Here is an 18,541-nt window from a genome sequence, read left to right on the forward strand (position 1 = left end):
CTATAAATTGGTTGGGTAAGTAATATGAGTAAGATTTTCAAGTGGTTATTATTTGCTCTTGCTCTTACTATTGGGTTATCGAGATTTGCAATAAATGCCACTTCACTTAACTCTGTAAGACATGATGTTGCAGTTGAGATTTTAGGGGGAAAGCATTTTATGGCATCAAAGTTACAGGGAATAATGGCAGCACCTAATCAAAGTGAAATAGAAGCAAAGGTGTTGCATATTGAACAATCCAACCAATTTCCGGATAAATGGTATTTAGAATTAGAAATTCTAGAAAGTAAAAATATAACAGGAGGTAATTTCGCTCAGACAGGAGATAAAGTCAAAGCATTTACTATTCAATCCAGCCTTAATTTTGCGAAAAATAATATAATTACTGCTCAAGCCGAGTTTTTAGGTGATGCACACGGTGGTTTCTTTCGGCTGAATAATATTGAGGTTTTCAAACCATAATTGTGCTTTTTTGAAAGTTAAATTACCCAATCCTAATCTGATAGTTCGGACTACTGATAACTACTTGCTTGACGGTTGAACATGAGATGATATTGTCCGCCTCTTGCTATTAATTCCTCATGACTTCCTGTTTCTAAGCTGTTGCGTTTTTAATTTGCACATAGATGATGGTCAGGATGTCTACTCCGCATAATTTACATTAAATGATGGTATGCAAATTATAGGATTTTCAGCTTATAATCTTGCCATTTTCTAAAACAATAATCCGGTCTGCCAGTTTGGATACAGCTAAACGATGACTGATGACAACAACCATTTTATAGCTATCATTTGGGCTTTTCTTTGACACCACAGATTAATCGTATTGCGACTGATATTGAACAATTGGCTCGCCTCACTCTTTTTGAGACCGTCCAACTCAATTGCTTGCATCACCTTTTTCCGGAAATCATCACTATAAGGTTTAGCCATATAAGTTTGAATCACAATACTAGGAATACTTCATAGTTTATGTCCTAATCTAATTGGCTACAGCTATAATATAAATTAATCTCAAACTCTTGTTTTTTGTAATTTAAAATCACACTATCTCACCAAATTGCATTATTATTCAAAATCTGTAAGATTTTCTCTTACTATGAAATTTATTTAAGAATTGGTACTTGTTTGTTACTAAAAAGGTAACCTTCTAGTAAGTATCAAGCATTGAGTCAAAAGTAATCAAAAATCTTGCACTGAGTTTAAGCAATTATTACACCGTAGAGGTTTATCAATTCGATATTTTCCGGGAGTATTCACTTGAATATATCGGCGCAGTAATTATCTCGGATTTGAACTCTAATCCATGTTTTGACTGGTCGCAATTCCAGATCATAGGAGTTCTATGGATTTACCAAGCCTAATTTCAGCCTTAGCAGCAGCAGCAGGCGCATTAATAACAGTTCTGCGATATATGCAGGAATCACAGAAACCAGCAGAAGCAGAACCCACACAAGTTACAGAAAAATTTATACCACTGATACGCTATTCAAAATTTCAAACTGCATTCTTAGCCAGTGTTATCATTGTCGGCTTACTGATGGGAGTAGTGCGACCTTCGGGATTATTACAGTCATCGGAGTTAATGGCATTTGATCGGATGATGCGATCGCGCCCTCTTGAGCAACCAGATCCGCGCTTACTGGTAGTCACAGTTACTGACGATGATCTAGATTATCAAAATCAGAAAAAAATGCAGAAGGGAGGAGAATCTTTATCAGATCAAGCACTTGAAGAAGTCTTACGAAAATTGAGTCAGCATGAACCGCGAGTAATAGGTTTAGATATTTTTCGTGATTTTAGCGTCAACCAAAAATTCCCAGAACTAACAAAACAATTTCAGGATAACAAGCGTTTGATTGTGACGTGCAGTGTAGAAAGAACAAAAGCTCCTCCTGAAATTCCGTCAGAGCAAAATCAACGTTTGGGTTTTAGTAATATCCCGGAAGATTCAGATGAGGTTATCCGTCGCCAATTCTTGGGTATGACACCAAGCGATCAGTGTTACACAGATCAATCATTCAGTCTGCGCATTGCACTTCTTTACTTAGAAACAAAAAATGTTTCACCAATCAAACTAACACCAGATAAAAAGACTTTACAAATTGGTAAAGTCTTTTTTCCCAAGTTAGTTTCAGATGCTGGTGGATATCAGTTACCGAGAGAAGAAGAATTAGGCTACCAAATTCTTCTCAATTACAGATCGCTGAAAACTGTTGAATCAATTGCCCAGCAAATCAGCCTCACAGATATCCTTGAAGATGCACAAAAAGATAGATTACCAAGTCTGGTCAACGATCACATTATTTTAATTGGTACGACTGCCCCAAGTTCTAACCCGGATTTCCACATGACTCCCTATGGTGAAAAAATTCCAGGGGTGTTCATTCAGGCACACATGGTGAGTCAAATTATTAGTGCTGTGTTAGATCCGCGACCTTTGTTGTGGTGGTGGCCACCGATTTGGGAAATCATCTGGGTTTGGCTCTGGGCATTGGTTGTAGGGATATTAATTGAATATTGGCGATCGCCATTGAGGCGGACTCTAGTTGTAGGTATAGCGATCGCCATTTTATACGGACTATGTTTTTTTGCTTTTACTCAGGGTGGCTGGTTGCCGCTTATACCCAGCACCCTGAGTTTGTTTTTCACCTCAGCGTGTGTAGCCATTGCTTTAGCGTATTCGCAGACCACCTCTAGCAACAGTTGATAGCATTTAGAGGAAATTATGAATAGAACAAAGTCAATTTTTCAACAATATTCCCTTGTTTTTTCTGTCTCTTTGGTAGTGGCTGGCTTAACTAGCTATCCCATATCAGTTTTAGCAGAATTTACTAACTCAAATATCAATTCCAACTTTTATTTAGCAAATTTAACCCGCAAACCAAAACTTGATTTTTCTGGCACGGGTAGACCAAATCGACAAACAGATGCTGCTAGTCGTGGCAATTGTGACGGCATAGAAAGAAAAGAACTAACTGCTTTGGTGCCTAAAACAGCAACATGGGCATTAACTGTCTCTGAGTATCCTACTTTTTGGGTTTATGTTCCTAACTATCCGAGAAATATCAAATACGTTGAGCTAGTATTACAGGATGAAGCAGCACAAAAAACTCTAGATAGAACTCAATATACAATACAATCAACGCCGGGGATTGTTGGTGTTACTTTGCCATCAAAACCTCAAAATGCCCTGCAACAGGATAAAGTTTACAATTGGTATTTTCGGCTTGTTTGTAATGGTGGTCAGAGTTTTGATGTTGGGGGATCAATCAAACGAGTCAGCCTTGGTTCTGCTATAACTAACGATTACCAAAGTTATTTAGATAATCGGATTTGGTATAACGCATTGACAAATTTAGCTGAACGCCGTCGCCAAAATCCACAAGACCCAACTTTAAAACAAGAATGGGTTGATTTATTAGAAGCTGAAGGTATTGGTTTAGAAAGGCTAGGTCAAGAATCTAATTTTGGTACTGTAATTCCCCAAAGTTAAACAATCAAAATTCAGAACTGTTCCAGTTGGTGTCTAAATTCCCAACTGGAATAAAACTAATACTAAATTAAAAAATGCTTGCGACAGATAAACCAACCTGCGCTACGCCCACTTGCCAAGGAGATAGTTGGGGAGGTGTATTTTGGCATTTATCAGTGGTTGAGCAGACTGGATATGAACCCGCAAAAATAAAAATTACAAATTATTTACAGCCAATTTCCCACTAAAACAAAGGGGGCCCAGTAATAAGGGCGTTCCCATTGTTTATTGGGATCACTATTGTTTAACAGAGCTAACTGAGCTTGCTGGAGAGCTTCAGCTTTACTCATGTTTTTCCTGCCATTCGTATGAACTAACTCACGATAAAATTCACCCATGAGTTCAGATGTAGATTCATCATTTACAGACCACAAACTTGCTAACGTACTTCTCGCTCCGGCTCTCACAGCAACGCCAGCTAGTCCTAGAGTGGCGCGGCTGTCTCCTGTGGCTGTTTCACAAGCACTGAGAACAAGTAATTCAATAGAAATTGGTTGATTTCTTTTTCCTGCTCGCAGTAAACTATCCAAGTCTTTGATTTTAATTAGGCGATCCCAGGTTGCAATAAAAGTTTTTTCGGGATCAGAGTTAAATTCACCATGAGTTGCTAAGTGAACAATAGTAAAATTTGCAGTTGCTAGATGCTGTTGCAGTGTATTTTTCATAAAATCTTGATCTAGTAATCTTTCATGATTTTGAATTTCTTTCTCAATTTCTCCTAATTCATTAGGTACAAAATCAAGATTATGAAAATACTCATTTTCGTAAGTAAAATTAAGTTCTTTACTTATACCGGCTATTATGGCTTTTAAGGGGACATTTGCTAGAGGGCGAGGATTAATCAGTTGCAGTCCAGGAGTGAGAACTAGAGCATATTTTTGCACTAAATATTCTTGACTGGGGCGGTCATATAAGACGGACATAGGAATATTTCTTAACATTCCATCCAAAACAAATACTAAAGTTTTTACTTGATTCTTGGCTAACTTAGGTTGTATTGGTTGAATTAACCAATCGTATGTTTGTTGAGATAATGCTTGAATTTCGTAAGCAAAGCTGGTTTTATCGTTGAGACGATCTATTAGTTGTTGTAAGTTTTTTTCTAATTCTTCTTGGGTAACTGTTGTGGTGTAGTGTTCTAACTTTTCTTGGCCTGGCAATTTCAAGATTAACTCTAAGCGTTCTGGTAAAGTAATTGCATACAAAACTGCGGCTTTGGGAGTGGCTTTATCTACGACTTGATCAATTTGTTGTGGTTTAGCTTGAATGCAAGCATCTCGAAAGTAATCATCCAATTCTGCTAATTGAAGAGCCTCAATTACATCACGAGCTTGTTTGAGGTTTTTTTGCTGAGAATTGTTACCTTGCAACAGCAAATCGACAAATTCTCGATAAACTGGTGCTACACTGTCTCGAAAAGTGTATTGCACTTCTGGATTAATTACAGCAGTCAGGTCTTGACGTAATGACTTGAGAGTTTCAAATGCTCCTGTGTAAGCACTAACTGCACCTTGTTGGTTATTTTGAATTCGTCGCAGTCGTCCTAATTGCCATTGCCAACGATAGGCAATGTCTGGCGCATTGAAGGAAGAAGCTAACCGCAAGGCTTGTTCGGTCAACCTTTGAGCATTAGTGATGTCTCCAATTTCTTGGTAAACTCCGCCTAAATAACCCAAAGCGTAGGCTTCTGCTTGCTTGTCTTGCAAAATTTGAGCATGGTTGCGTGCAGTGGTGACAATTTTTGCCACATCTTCCCATGCAGGCATCAGTGAAGGTGGCAAGGTATTATCCCCAGTGTTGGTTATTTTTTTCTGGGTTACTCCGCATTGCTGAAGTAGGGGGGATGATAATTGAGATACTTGTGGATTTATTGCTGATTTCAGACAGATGAGATTTTGTGCCAAATTTATTTGAGCATATATAGCTTTGTGGCTAATAGGCAATTTATTTAGTTGGGGTTGAATTTTAGGCAGTAGTGTTGATATATCAGCCCATTGTTGAGTCTGGATTAAAAGACTGAGTAAACTTAGTTGTGCCTTGGTGCTAGTGTTGGCATCAGGGGATAATTCAGCTTGGTGATAGCAGCCTGCTGCTTGTTGGTATAGTTCGACAGCAGTATTATTTGCTTGTGCTATGCAATTTTGAGATGATGTGAATGTAATTGGCGTGGTAATTTTTTCTGTTTGGGCTTTTTGATTGCCTAATGTCAAAAATGTATTACCTAAACTGAGGTAGCTTGCAGCCAAGTTTTGAGTATCACCTAATTGTTGTGCTAATTTTACACTTTCTGCTAAAACCAGTTCAGAATCTTTTCTATTACCAATCACTCGCAGAACATCACCGAGGCTACGTAATCCGATGACTTGTAAAGATGCCAACTTTCCTGTTGTTGCAAGTTTTGCACTCAGGTTTTGTAGTTTTTGTTCTGAGATATTAAGGTCTTGATGCTCAATTTCTAAAGCTGCTAGTAATGTTTCACAAGCTCGCCGATAAAGCCCTGATTCTTGCATTGCCTGAGCTTGGTTAATCTGATTTTGGGTGAAACTTTGTTTATCGCCGATATCCTTATATATGTCAGCTGCTTGTTGCCAAGTTTTCAGGGCTAGTTGCGATCGCCCCATTGCTAATTCTAGCTCCCCTTGAATATCCAAGGTTTGCGCTTGGATGCGGCGTTGCGTTGGTGTTTGCTCCTGGGTTTCGAGGAGTTGGAGACTAGTTGCGATCGCCTGTTCTGCTTCTGTCCACTTACCTAGTTGTTGTTGTGTGAGGGAAAGATTACTCAAAGCCATTGCCTGATTGAGCTTATCCCCTTGAGCAGCAAAAGCTTCAGCCGTTTGTTGCCAAATCAAAGCCGCCTGCTCAAATTGTCCGGTAGTGTAGAGTTTTTTGGCTTGTTCTACCAGTTGTAAAGGATTTTGCTGAGTTTGAACGATGACAGTTGATGCCGAGACTTGGTGAGCAACCAGGGGAATGGTGAAAGAGAGGACAAATAAAAGTATTAATAGTAGGATGAGCGATCGCGGTTTATTTACTGTAGGCGATCGACTGGTGTATAGTTTTTTAACTAGATTCTGCAATCTCTGCACTAGGTTAGACAGTTTTAACATCATATTCTGCCTTCCTTGTAAATATTTTCTTTATGGGTTAAAAATACGTGAATTCTAGACTTTGGCTTAACCCCTCTCCAAACCTCTCCCCGCAACGGGGAGAGGCTTTGACTCTTGCTCCCCTTCCCTACAAGGGAAGGGGTTGGGGGTTAGGTTTAAAAGAACGTTGCACACCACGTTTAATTACAAATTACGAATTAATTTAAGGTACTGGACAAACATCTGAATTAACGGGACGTTGCGAACCTGTGCCTGTGGGGTCATAACCTGTCAGCATCACCTCACCATTTTTATCGAATATCCATCCTTGAGCAGGCACAATTGATTTAGTAACTGAAGACTTCCCTTTCTCCCCTGTCCCCTGGCCACTGAGCGTAGCCGAAGTGCTGCGCCTCTGCTCCCCTGCTCCCCTACTTCCTCCAGGTGCAGGTTCGACTAAATCAACTCGCACAGTGTCACTGCTAGTAGCTTCATTGGGGCTAGGTGGTAAGCCACCGCGTCCAGTGATGATAAACTTACTGGTTAAACCCCGTTGACAGGGATTTTGAGCAATTTGCTCAGTGGGATCTACAACATTCTTGGGCAATTCAACTAACCCATGACTGGGATCAACATTTGGGGTGTTAAGTGTCACGTTGCCAGTTATGCCAAATTGTGAACTAGCAGTAATGTCACTACGCAGGGTAGGAGATTTGCGATATTTCATGCCGAAGATACTTGTTGCAGAGATGTTAACATTACCCCCTCTACCTGTGAAAGCATTAGCTGTAATATTGCTATCTTCTGAGGGTAAGGCAACGATGAATTTAGAGTTAATGTTGATGTTGCCTCCATCTCCACCAGCCTGAGCAGTACCAGCATTAGTGGATATGTTACTCTTGCGGCGTAATAGCAATAGGTCGCCAATTTTCAGGAAAATACTTCCACCCTGATTGCTGGCTGTTTCCGCCGAGATAAAAGCTTGATCATCCAGTGTGAGATTATCTGAATTGATATTGATATCACCGCCTTTCCCTTTTCCCTCGCTATTTACCCCGATGCCTGCATGATCACGAATCACTAATGTTCTGGGATCAATGGTTATTGTACCAGCGTCTCCTACAGAGTCAGGACTGGTATTGGCAAATATCCCGCTTGCAGATCCTTGATTAGTTACTATGTCTCTAGGTAATTCGTTAAGTGAATTATCTTTTATAGCCTGTTCAACCCGTTCTAATCGTTCATTAAAGTTAGGGTCGATGCCAGAAAGATTTATGCCGTCAGAGATATTCAAGAAAATGTCTCCGGCACGCCCGCTACCACGCGTAGTTGTGAGGACTTGTCCGCCACCAGTGGCAGTAAATGACTTGGCATTGATAGTTATTTTTCCTCCATTACCAGCATTAGAAGTTAAGGCATCTACCACTGCACCATTTGTTAAAAGAAAGTTGCCAGTTGTAATACTTATATCTCCTGACGCTTTAGAATCTGTTGCAGTTGTTCCTGTTTCGGCACTGGCAAATAATCCACTAGAATACCCTTCTGTTAGCCATATTTTAGAAGAATCTGAGAAGTTAGCAAAACGATTTGGAGTAGAACTAACACCAGAAATATTGACAAAATCGGTAGCGTTAATATTTATATTTCCAGCTTTTCCTCTTCCAGCAGAAGGGCCTGATGCTTGACGCATAACAGCAGCACCTATCTTAGCACCATCTGTTAAGCTAAGCGATCGCGCATTAATATCTATATCACCCCCAATTCCTATACCTCCCGGTCCCACATTGCTGTAAATACCAGTACCATCAAGTGAGATAGCATCCTTTGCTTGCACAAACACTTTTCCCGCATCTCCGGTTCCAGAGGTGCTGGCTTGCAAATAAGCACGATTGTTTAGAAAAATCGAGCCAGCATCGGATGTGATGCTGATATTTCCTCCATTCCCACGGCTTCCTTCTTCCATATCAGTAAAAATGGCGCTAGATTTTTCATCGCCTTGACGACTAAAGGTAAAACCGTCTATCTGAACATCACCCTGAACATCAACGTTCACATTGCCACTATTGCCTTGCCCACCCTCTTTTACACTGGATTGTAGTTGTCCGCCATTAAGCAAATTCAGAGAGCCAGTTTTGATATTAATGTCTCCGGCTCGACCAATTGCTTTATTTCCCAAATCGCTGAAGATACTACTACCATATTCATTTTTGTCCGTAATCCTACCATCAATTGTGACAGCATCACGGACATCTATATTCACCTTGCCAGCATTGCCACTTCCCGCAGGTTGACCATTTTCGGCTCCACGAACTGAGGTTTGAATTTGAGAGCCATTGAGTAAAGACAGTGACCTTGCTTGAATCTTCACCTCACCACCCTGTCCGACTGCTCCATGTTCCACATTGCTGAAGATATCACCACCATCAAGTGCGATAGCATCTTTTGCTTGCACAAATACTCTTCCCGCATCTCCTGTACCATAAGTATTGGAATTCAGACTTGCCCCATCTTTGATGCTCATTAACCGAGCTTGAATTTCAACACTGCCAGAATTGCCGACAGCTTTGGAATTCACATCGCTGTAAATGGCAGTCCCACTACCTGCTAGAGAGATAGAATCCTTGGCTTGTACAAATATTTTGCCTGCATCTCCGGTTCCAGAGGTGCTGGCTTGCAAATAAGCACGATTGTTTAGAAAAATTGAGCCAGCATCGGATGTGATTCTGATATTTCCTCCATCCCCACGGCTTCCTTCTTCCATATTAGTAAAAATGGCACTAGGTTTTTCATAGCCTTGACGATTAAAGGTAAAGCCGTCTATCTGAACATCACCCTGAACATCAATGTTCACATTACCACTATTGCCTTGCCCACCAGTTTTCACACTGGATAGTAGTTGTCCACCATTAAGCAAATTCAGAGAGCCAGTTTTGATATTAATGTCTCCGGCTCGACCAATTGTGTTTCCCAGATAGCTGAAGATACTACTACCATATTCATTTTTGTCTGTAATCCTACCATCAATTGTGACAGCATCACGAACATCAATGTTCACCTTGCCAGCATTGCCACTTCCCGCAGGTTGACCATTTTCGACTCCACGAACGATAGTTTGAATTTGAGAGCCATTGAGTAAAGACAGTGACCTTGCTTGAATCTTCACCTCACCACCCTGTCCGACTGCTCCATGTTCTACATTGTTGAAGATATTACTGCTACCTTGCAGACTCAGTGCATCACCAACCTCCAATGAGACTGTGCCAGCACGGCTTGGTTGTCCAGCGATATTTTGTTTTGCCGAAGTACTGGAACTCAGTTCCGCTTTATCCCTCATGCTCATTGACCGAGCCTTAATCTCAATATCCCCTGCATTACCTACTGCTTTGCTTTCCGCGTTGTTGAAGATGCTACTACTCTCAAGAGAGACGGAATCCCCAACTTGTACAAATATTTTTCCCGCATCTCCGGTTCCAGAGTTACTGGAACTCAGTTGACCGCCTTCAGTAAGAGACAGTGAACCCGCCATGATATGGATGTCACCACTGTTGCCTATGACTCCTGTATTTACAGCACTGAAAACTGCACTGGGCTTTTTATCTTTGTCGACACCAGCAATTGTGACAGCATCACGGACATCAATATTCACCTTTCCAGCGTTTCCGCGTCTTGGTGGTTGGTTATTTTCGGTTTCACGAACTAAGGTTTGAATTTGGGAGCCATTGAGCAAAGAAAGTGACCCTGTTTTAATCTGAACGTCACCACCCTGTCCTACTCCTCCATATTCCACATTGTTGAAGATATTGCTACTACCTTGCAGACTCAGTGCATTACCAATCTCCAATAAGACTCTGCCAGCACGGCTCGGTTGTCCAGTGGTATCCTGTTTTGCCCAAGTACTGGAACTCAGTGCCGCTCTATCCCTCATGCTCATTGACGGAGCCTTAATCTCAATATCTCCTGCATTACCGACTCCTTTTGGCTTCACATCGCTGTAAATACCAGTACCAATTCCTACAAGAGAGATAGAATCTTGAGCATTAATATTCACAGTGCCTGCATTTCCCTCACCAAAGGTGCTGGTACCAATTTTTGCTCCATCAGTAAGACTTAAATTTTGAGCAGTTATGTTAATATCACCACCATTACCTGTGGCTCCAGACATTATAATATTGCCCACTAACGCATCAAATGAAGCTTTAAAGGAGTTGGTATTAACAGTAATATTACCAAGATTGCCAGAGGCATTATTTACCACTTGCTGGTATATACCAGATGATCTTTCACTCTCTCCAACACCAGAAATATTAATCTCATTGGAATTAACGGTGATGTTGCCTCCGTTTCCCGTACTTTCAACACCACCCACTAGCCGTCCACCATCACGCATCGAAAGGATGTTGGCATAGGCTGCAATGTCTCCCCCGCCACCGCCTCGCACATTTACTCGCGCATCATCAGCTAAAGTTACATTTGCCAGCAAATTATTATACGGAAAATTAAGTTTGAAGATGTTGTCAGTAATCTCTAGTCCAACTGTTCCTGGTTCTGCCAATCCTCCTAGCTCAACTCTTCCTCCTGTTGCCGTCAGTTTGCCCCCCTCTAAGTTAACGTCACCGCCCACAAGTGATAAAGTTTTCCCTGAATCCACCTGAAGTCCAACATCATCAGCTACAGACCGATTAGTGATCCTCCCTGAATTATCCCGAAACCGCAAACCAATGGGTATATTAATCGCCAACATGGGTGGTGCTTGTGGGTTGCTGGCGCTAAACTCTAACCCACCATCAAACAAGAAACTATTCGCTGTACTTGCCAAGAATGAACCGTGCATATCTAAACGCGCCTTTTCCCCAAAGAAAACTCCGTTAGGATTCATAAAAAATAGATTGGCATTACCATCATCAGCAACACCAAGAGTTCCTAATATATTGGAAAATTTTTCCCCTGTAACTCGACTAAAAATATTGTCAATTCCAGCTGGATTGGAAAATAACGCTGCCCGTCCTTCATCTACATTAAATTCCCGAAAACTATGAAAAAGGTTTGCCCCCCGACGCGCACCGCCATTAATTCGGTCAGTGTTGGCATTCGAGTTGACAACTGACTTTTCAGCACCGAGACTATTATCAGGAATTATCTGCCCTTTGGCAGTGTCTATGGAAGATAGACAACCCAATGTGGACAGGGGTAAAGTCATGAAAAAGAGCGATCGCGAAGCGCTCCGCAGGAATCGCCTCAGTCCTTGCATAATCTCCAACCTCTGGACTATTCGTTGGGAAGGCGATGGTAAATTTCAACTATTTCACACAAGGTTAATTAATGCTGAGATTAAAAGATGATTTGTCTGAGAAAAACATCCAATCAGTCAAATATTCACTGCCAATGATATTTTTCCCCACAAGTCAAATCATAAAATTGAAAACTTACGCACCGTACATCTGTACAGTAAGTAATGTGTATATCTCTTCCATCATTCTTTAGTCTCATCCCATTTTTGTTTCTTAGGAGAGATAATCATCTCAATCTCTTGTTTTTATTGACTTCAGAAGTCTGTCTTCAAACAAAGTTTTTTCTGATTACAATAAATTGATTAAAACGACTTAACATTAACAGAAAAAGACAATCCATTTTCTTGCAATGAATTGTTACCGCCATCAACACTAATCAATGGTAATCCCCAGTCAAGGCGCATATTTAGCCAGTCTGATATTTGCCACTGTAAGCCTAAACCCGTTGACAGCAGAGTATTAGAATTTAGTTCAGAGTTTGCATAACTATTCCAGCCAATGCCAAAATCGACAAAGGGAACGAGGTGTAAAATTCCCTTAATTTCCGGTACTCGTAAAATCGGCAATTGCACCTCAGATGATAAAAAAGCGCCGTTGTCAGTGAGTAGCAAATCTTGCCGATAACCCCGGACACTCCCCCAACCGCCGATAGCAAATTGCTCTAAAGGTACAAGTGGGCGCGTCGTCAATTGTAAATCTGAGCGCACAACCAGCAATGTCTCTGGAGCCAAAAGCCGCACGTACTGTCCTTGTCCCCGCCAGTAGAAAAAACGACTATCTGGCGGCTCATTATTAATTGTGGAGTTAAACGCACCTATCCCTAGATTGAATTGTGAACGCAGGGCAAATACTTCTGTAGAATTGCGACTCGTCCATTCTTGAAAGAATCGCAATGCAGAAATGCGAGTTCTGCCATTATCATCAGCACCAGGGGAAATGGGAAAATTTAATCCCAACAGAGAGGTTTTACTTTCTTGTTGAGAGAAAGTTAAACCTAGAGCAAATTCTTGTCTGGGGGTTTGCAATAAAGGCTGACGTAGGGTTAGTTCCAAAGATTGAGAATCACCGAGGATATCCAGGCGGTCAAAAGGTGGTTCAATTACCTGAGTGGTGGTTGCGCCATATCCTATTTGCAGCGTACCATTGCGGGGATTAATAGGGATAGTGTAGCTAATATCATAGGAATTACTGCCATCACTATTACTATAAGTTGCCTTGAGTTTATCCCCAAAGCCGAGTAAATTACCTTCACTCAATCGCAATCCCCGGCGAATGCTACCTACACTTGGGGCGCGACTATTATCAACAAAAAATTCACCATTTAATGAATCTGCCTCCTTAACGGTCACTTTCAGCCGACTTAACTCTGGACTTGTCCCCGCAGACAGTTCGGCAGAAATATTTTGAATGAGAGGATCGAGTTGTAATAATTGTATAGCTTCCAGCAAGCGATCGCGGTTTAAAGGTCTGCGGGTGGCGATCACTAACCGACTTTTGATATACCCTGGATTTAACCGACTTGTGCCTATTACCTGAATATCTTCTAAACCACCTTCTACAATCTGAACTTTGACAACAGCTTGGTCTTTAGGAAACCTTTGCTCGGCTGGAATCACTGCACCAGAATTGATATAACCAGCATCGGTATACAATTTAGTAATAATTGCCTCTACTTGTACTAGTTCAGTAAAGGTAATGGACCTGCTGATAAATTGCTGAGTTAATTTCGTTAATTCTTCATTACTAAAGGCAGTATTGTCGTTAAATTCAAACTTTTTAATTATAATCGTCTGGGGTATTTCGGGGATTTGTGGAGGTGTATGCGGACTGGGGGTCGGTGTTTGCAGTAAATCTTCGTCAGCAGGTGGCGCGGTTGGCTTTGTCGGTGGTTCGGGGATTATCGGCCTAACTGGGGAGGGAATCTGAGTTAGTACAGAGTTGGGTTTTTCCTCTACTTGCCAATTTACACTAGAACTAGCAACAGATTTATTCGCACTACTGGCGATCGCTATGGTAACTGTACCAAGTACCCATATCTTGTGCCAAGATATCAGAAATTTTTGCCTAATCTGATTTTTCATTGTGTAAAAAAGCGAACGACATTAAGTAGGCTCTTTGACTAAATCACAGTCAGGCAAACTTTATTAAGCGCATCAAAAATCTACCGTTTAGACCTCTAATTTCCGTAAATTCTGACAGTTATTTCATCTATCTATTAGTAGATGAAGATGAAAATGTATTAAAACTTGTTATACCAATTCGCCAAAAGCAACCAACACATTGAGCAAAGCCCTCCCTAACCCTCCCCGCTTGCGGGGAGGGTGCACGATAGTGCGGGTGGGGTAATCATGTTTTGCCAACATTATTCGCTTTGGTATTAGAGGGTGTTTGAAAAGTTTTTGGCAGTCAAAATTTAGGCAAGTCGCCTAACCGTAATACGGATGGTAAGGTAGATCAAAGTTTCAGATGTTTCGGACAATAACTCATAATCTCGGACTATATGACTCCTACGTCGTCACGCTGCGCTATCGCCGACAGCCCATCAGCCAAGCAAAAGTGCGTTCCACGGAATTTAGTTTGGCTAATAAAGTTATTGAGCATTTTAAACATGATAGAATTATTCTAAATACAGTCACCAGAGAAAAATCTTTAAATCAGTATTTCCAATAAATGATAGAAGGTACTTCTACAGCAGATGAAATTACCAATCTTCTCCAAAGTTAAATATTTCTCGATGATTTTTCTTTTTATCATAATATCTTAGCCAGAATTATGATCATTTTCCATCCATTTACGTGTGCCGAAAAATTGGCAAGATTTAGCGGCAATTTTTGAGGCTTGATATAGTGCTTCTGGAAAATTTGTCTGCAAAATATAATGACAGAAAGCACCGTGAAAAATATCTCCTGCACCTAAGGTATCAACTGGTTGAATATGTGGCACTTCTACATAGCCACAATGACCATAACTCAAGTATTGAATAGGTTTTTCACCTTGGGTAATGGCAATGTGAGAAATACTAAATTTTTGCAAATAGTTCAATACTTCTTCCCTATTATGACAATTGGGAGGATAAAAGTTAGCAGAACAAATGGCATAGTCTACAAAGGGTAAAATATCCTCAAATCCTGGTTTCCAACTGCCACCATCAATCACAACAGGAATGTTTTGATTTTTGGCAGTTTGGGCAATAATTTTACTAATGGCCATTTGATGCCCATCAATTAAAACCAGTTGAATCCTTTGCCAAATATCTGGAGGTATATAGACACTACTAACTTGATGTTTAATTGCATTAATAGAAATAACTGCTCTTTCCCCTGTTTCTTGGGTAACAATGATAGATGAAACTGGTGGGGATGTATCTTTATGGGTATCTAAATCAAAAATTTCAATTTGGTAGTTAGCCAAATCTGTACGGATAAGCTGTGTCATGGGATGGGAACCCACTACTGCCAACAGAGTAGCTTGATTACCTAAATAACTAAATGTAACAGCGGCATTAGTTGCCGGGCCACCTGCGGCCACCGTATAGTCAGAAGCAACAAGTTTTTGATTATTTGTTGGGGCAGAGTCGGCAAGGTAAATTAAATCTAAGGTGACTAAACCTACAAATAAGCCTAAATTTGTCATTGGGTAACTGCCTGTATTAAATTCTGCAATTTCTGCATACAATACGATTATCAGATTTTTTCTGCTGCATACTGTGACCGTTTCACTTTCTTGATGATACAAATATTTGGTCAAGGGTTTAGCATTGCTCAACCCCTACAATAAATTTATATGTCAGAATTTGCGTGCAATGGTATAACATCTGCAAACATGGAAATTTTTAAGCTTTAATTGTTAATTGATTTTATGCAAACTGATCCAAAACCAGGAACACTATACGTTGTCGGTACGCCTATTGGTAACTTAGAAGACATGACCTTTCGGGCTGTGCGAATTCTCCAAGCTGTAGATTTAATTGCCGCAGAAGATACACGTCACACAGGGAAATTACTACAACATTTTCAGGTGAAAACTCCACAAATGAGTTATCATGACCATAATCGGAGTACCCGCATTCCTGAGTTATTGGAACATTTGAAGTATGGAAAAGCTATCGCTCTGGTGAGTGATGCGGGAATGCCGGGAATTTCTGACCCTGGTTTTGAATTGGTAAAAGCTTGCATTGATGAAGGGATAAGCGTTGTTCCCATTCCGGGCCCTAGTGCAGCTATTACTGCCTTGAGTGCTTCAGGACTTCCCACCAACAAATTTATTTTTGAAGGCTTTTTACCTGCAAAAACTCAACAACGGCGAGAATATTTAGAGTCTTTGCAATCGGAATCCCGCACATTGGTTTTTTATGAATCTCCCCACCGATTACGGGATACTTTACAGGATTTAGGGGCTGTGTTGGGACGCGATCGCTCTATTGTCATAGGCAGAGAGCTTACCAAATTATACGAAGAATTTTGGCGCGGCACAATAGGGGAAGCAAGCGATCGCTACAACCAACAAGAACCCCAAGGCGAATATACCTTGCTTGTAGCTGGGATACCACCCAGCAAACCCCACCTGACAGAAACAGAACTAAAAGCAGAATTATTACAAATAATGAACCAAGGTATTTCCCGTTCCCAAGCCAGTCGTCAGTTAGCACAAGAGACTTCCCTATCCCGTCGTTATCTCTATCAATTAGCACTTTCCATCGTTTTAGATGACGAATAAATCTTCATCATTTCTTGGACGAAAAAATCAATTTTGCCGTAAATTTACGCATCTACAAAGCAAGATGATACTACTACAATAATTTCTAGTCTCAATATTATTTGGTTTGCCAATCACTATGAGTTTTTCATTACATAAAATTACCAATTGCCTATTTGGTTTCACTCTCATTACCACATCTGCAAACTTGGCTTTTAATCAACCAGCCCAAGCCCAACTCAAAGTTTGCAATGAATCAACTAGTACAGCTTACGTTGCTGTCGGTTACGGACTTGGTGATGATAAATGGAAGTCAGAAGGCTGGTGGCGTGTTCCTAAAGGAGAGTGTGAAACTGTAGTCAAGCAAGCATTAGATATTGAAGATTTCTATTATATTTATGCTGCTGACGAAGACGAAAACTTTGTTTGGAAAGGAAGCAATCAAGACCATAAATTCTGTGTCAATACCCAAGAAGATTTTAGTCTCGTCTTTTCTGGTGATAAATGTTCTGGTGATAACACAGATAAAAGAAATTTTTTAGAAATTAAAGTTGATAATCCTACTTATACTTATAAATTAACTGATTGAAGTCTTAAATTTACATTCAATCAATCACATGTTCTCAAATTGTATGAGAATTCAAGTCAGTAAATTATCAGTATTTTTCAAATAATAAAGTTGAGTTGAATAAGCTCAACTTTATTATTTGTGAGTTTTACAGTTTCAATCCCTAATAGGGATTATGGATTATTTTAACGTTTGACGGATTAGCGCCAGCGCGGCGGATTAGGTTTCAATCCCTAATAGGGATTATGGATTATTTTAACCCAAGGCGCTTCGGAAGTTTTTGCAGAGTTAGCAACTAAAGTTTCAATCCCTAATAGGGATTATGGATTATTTTAACTGGCAGATGCCCAAATGCGATCGCGTAATTTCTGGTTTCAATCCCTAATAGGGATTATGGATTATTTTAACGCCGATTGTATTTCTTGCTGTACACCCGATCCAGTTTCAATCCCTAATAGGGATTATGGATTATTTTAACCTTGCAAACTTTGAGCATGACCACAAGTTACTTCAGTTTCAATCCCTAATAGGGATTATGGATTATTTTAACTTGAGCTATTTGCTCTTTGGTCATCTCCAGCGAAGTTTCAATCCCTAATAGGGATTATGGATTATTTTAACAAACTTCTCTACCCAGTGGGGATGAAACGGGTAGTTTCAATCCCTAATAGGGATTATGGATTATTTTAACTTTAAAATTGAGGGAGGTATTTTAAGTTGTGCCGCGTTTCAATCCCTAATAGGGATTATGGATTATTTTAACTTTAATCTGGAGTCCGCGGTCAAGCAAAATTTTATTCATGTTTCAATCCCTAATAGGGATTATGGATTATTTTAACCTCAATATCTTGAGCAAAATTGAGGAAGTTTACACGTTTCAATCCCTAATAGGGATTATGGATTATTTTAACCATAGTTTTAACCAAATTTTAGTTTGTGCAAATGACGTTTCAATCCCTAATAGGGATTATGGATTATTTTAACCGAATGACCCCTTATTGGGTTACTCCCATGAGCAGCTAGTTTCAATCCCTAATAGGGATTATGGATTATTTTAACGCAAAACTAGGATTAGTTCTGGTGGGAGCGATAAGCAAGTGTTTCAATCCCTAATAGGGATTATGGATTATTTTAACGTGAGTGGCCCATCTGCTGGGCAGCTAGAGAAATATCTGTTTCAATCCCTAATAGGGATTATGGATTATTTTAACTGTAAAAGTTTAAATGGTGGATGTCTGGGGAAAATGGTTTCAATCCCTAATAGGGATTATGGATTATTTTAACTGCGGGAGGCTAGAACCTGGGACTTATTTAGTTTTCAAGGTGCAGTTGCGCGAATGAGATAAATATAACATTCAAACCGAAGATA

The 18,541-nt window shown here is 40.3% G+C and carries 10 protein-coding genes, 1 pseudogene and 1 CRISPR repeat array; of the genes and pseudogenes, 6 read left to right on the forward strand and 5 right to left on the reverse strand.

Annotation, left to right across the window (positions count from 1 at the left end):
* The first annotated feature begins 24 nt into the window (after positions 1 to 24).
* The gene (locus tag H6G73_RS12705) at positions 25 to 462 is read left to right on the forward strand and encodes a hypothetical protein (RefSeq protein ID WP_190604903.1); all 438 of its coding nucleotides are present in this window, start codon (positions 25 to 27) and stop codon (positions 460 to 462) included.
* A 330-nt stretch (positions 463 to 792) separates the two neighbouring features.
* Here the strand turns inward: H6G73_RS12705 and H6G73_RS12710 are convergent.
* Positions 793 to 933 (reverse strand): annotated as a pseudogene (locus H6G73_RS12710) (IS630 transposase-related protein); the annotation flags it as partial.
* A gap of 412 nt (positions 934 to 1,345) precedes the next feature.
* Here H6G73_RS12710 and H6G73_RS12715 point away from each other — a divergent pair.
* Together H6G73_RS12715 and H6G73_RS12720 are read left to right on the forward strand one after the other, a co-directional pair.
* A complete protein-coding gene (locus H6G73_RS12715) occupies positions 1,346 to 2,710 on the forward strand; it encodes a CHASE2 domain-containing protein (protein WP_190604905.1) in 1,365 nt (454 codons plus the stop codon).
* Between the two features lie 18 nt (positions 2,711 to 2,728).
* A complete protein-coding gene (locus H6G73_RS12720) occupies positions 2,729 to 3,496 on the forward strand; it encodes a DUF928 domain-containing protein (protein WP_190604907.1) in 768 nt (255 codons plus the stop codon).
* 206 nt (positions 3,497 to 3,702) lie between these two features.
* On the opposite strand, the gene H6G73_RS12725 is transcribed toward H6G73_RS12720, so the two are convergent.
* The 3 genes from H6G73_RS12725 to H6G73_RS12735 all read right to left on the reverse strand — a co-directional run bounded on the left by H6G73_RS12725 (position 3,703) and on the right by H6G73_RS12735 (position 13,990).
* Positions 3,703 to 6,645, reverse strand: a complete 2,943-nt coding sequence (locus H6G73_RS12725) for a CHAT domain-containing protein (protein WP_242034188.1) — start codon at positions 6,643 to 6,645, stop codon at positions 3,703 to 3,705.
* Positions 6,646 to 6,844: 199 nt separating this feature from the next.
* Complete coding sequence (locus tag H6G73_RS12730; RefSeq protein WP_190604909.1) at positions 6,845 to 11,869, reverse strand: two-partner secretion domain-containing protein; 5,025 nt, start codon at positions 11,867 to 11,869, stop codon at positions 6,845 to 6,847.
* Between the two features lie 342 nt (positions 11,870 to 12,211).
* A complete protein-coding gene (locus H6G73_RS12735) occupies positions 12,212 to 13,990 on the reverse strand; it encodes a ShlB/FhaC/HecB family hemolysin secretion/activation protein (RefSeq protein ID WP_190604911.1) in 1,779 nt (592 codons plus the stop codon).
* A gap of 385 nt (positions 13,991 to 14,375) precedes the next feature.
* Here H6G73_RS12735 and H6G73_RS12740 point away from each other — a divergent pair, with 385 nt between their 5' ends.
* On the forward strand, positions 14,376 to 14,579 hold the full coding sequence (locus tag H6G73_RS12740) for a hypothetical protein (protein ID WP_190604912.1): 204 nt from the start codon (positions 14,376 to 14,378) through the stop codon (positions 14,577 to 14,579).
* Between the two features lie 90 nt (positions 14,580 to 14,669).
* Here H6G73_RS12740 and H6G73_RS12745 read toward each other — a convergent pair whose 3' ends face one another.
* Positions 14,670 to 15,542, reverse strand: a complete 873-nt coding sequence (locus H6G73_RS12745) for a sugar kinase (protein WP_190604914.1) — start codon at positions 15,540 to 15,542, stop codon at positions 14,670 to 14,672.
* Between the two features lie 225 nt (positions 15,543 to 15,767).
* Here H6G73_RS12745 and rsmI point away from each other — a divergent pair, with 225 nt between their 5' ends.
* Positions 15,768 to 16,625, forward strand: a complete 858-nt coding sequence (gene rsmI, locus H6G73_RS12750) for a 16S rRNA (cytidine(1402)-2'-O)-methyltransferase (RefSeq protein ID WP_190604916.1) — start codon at positions 15,768 to 15,770, stop codon at positions 16,623 to 16,625.
* A gap of 118 nt (positions 16,626 to 16,743) precedes the next feature.
* Positions 16,744 to 17,193 (forward strand): DUF1036 domain-containing protein, encoded by a 450-nt coding sequence (locus tag H6G73_RS12755; RefSeq protein ID WP_190604918.1) that lies wholly within the window; start codon positions 16,744 to 16,746, stop codon positions 17,191 to 17,193.
* 132 nt (positions 17,194 to 17,325) lie between these two features.
* Positions 17,326 to 18,456: direct repeats of the CRISPR family, unit length 37 nt; unit sequence GTTTCAATCCCTAATAGGGATTATGGATTATTTTAAC.
* Positions 18,457 to 18,541 lie beyond the last annotated feature (85 nt).

The organism is Richelia sinica FACHB-800 (genome assembly GCF_014698825.1).
Classification (GTDB): domain Bacteria; phylum Cyanobacteriota; class Cyanobacteriia; order Cyanobacteriales; family Nostocaceae; genus FACHB-800.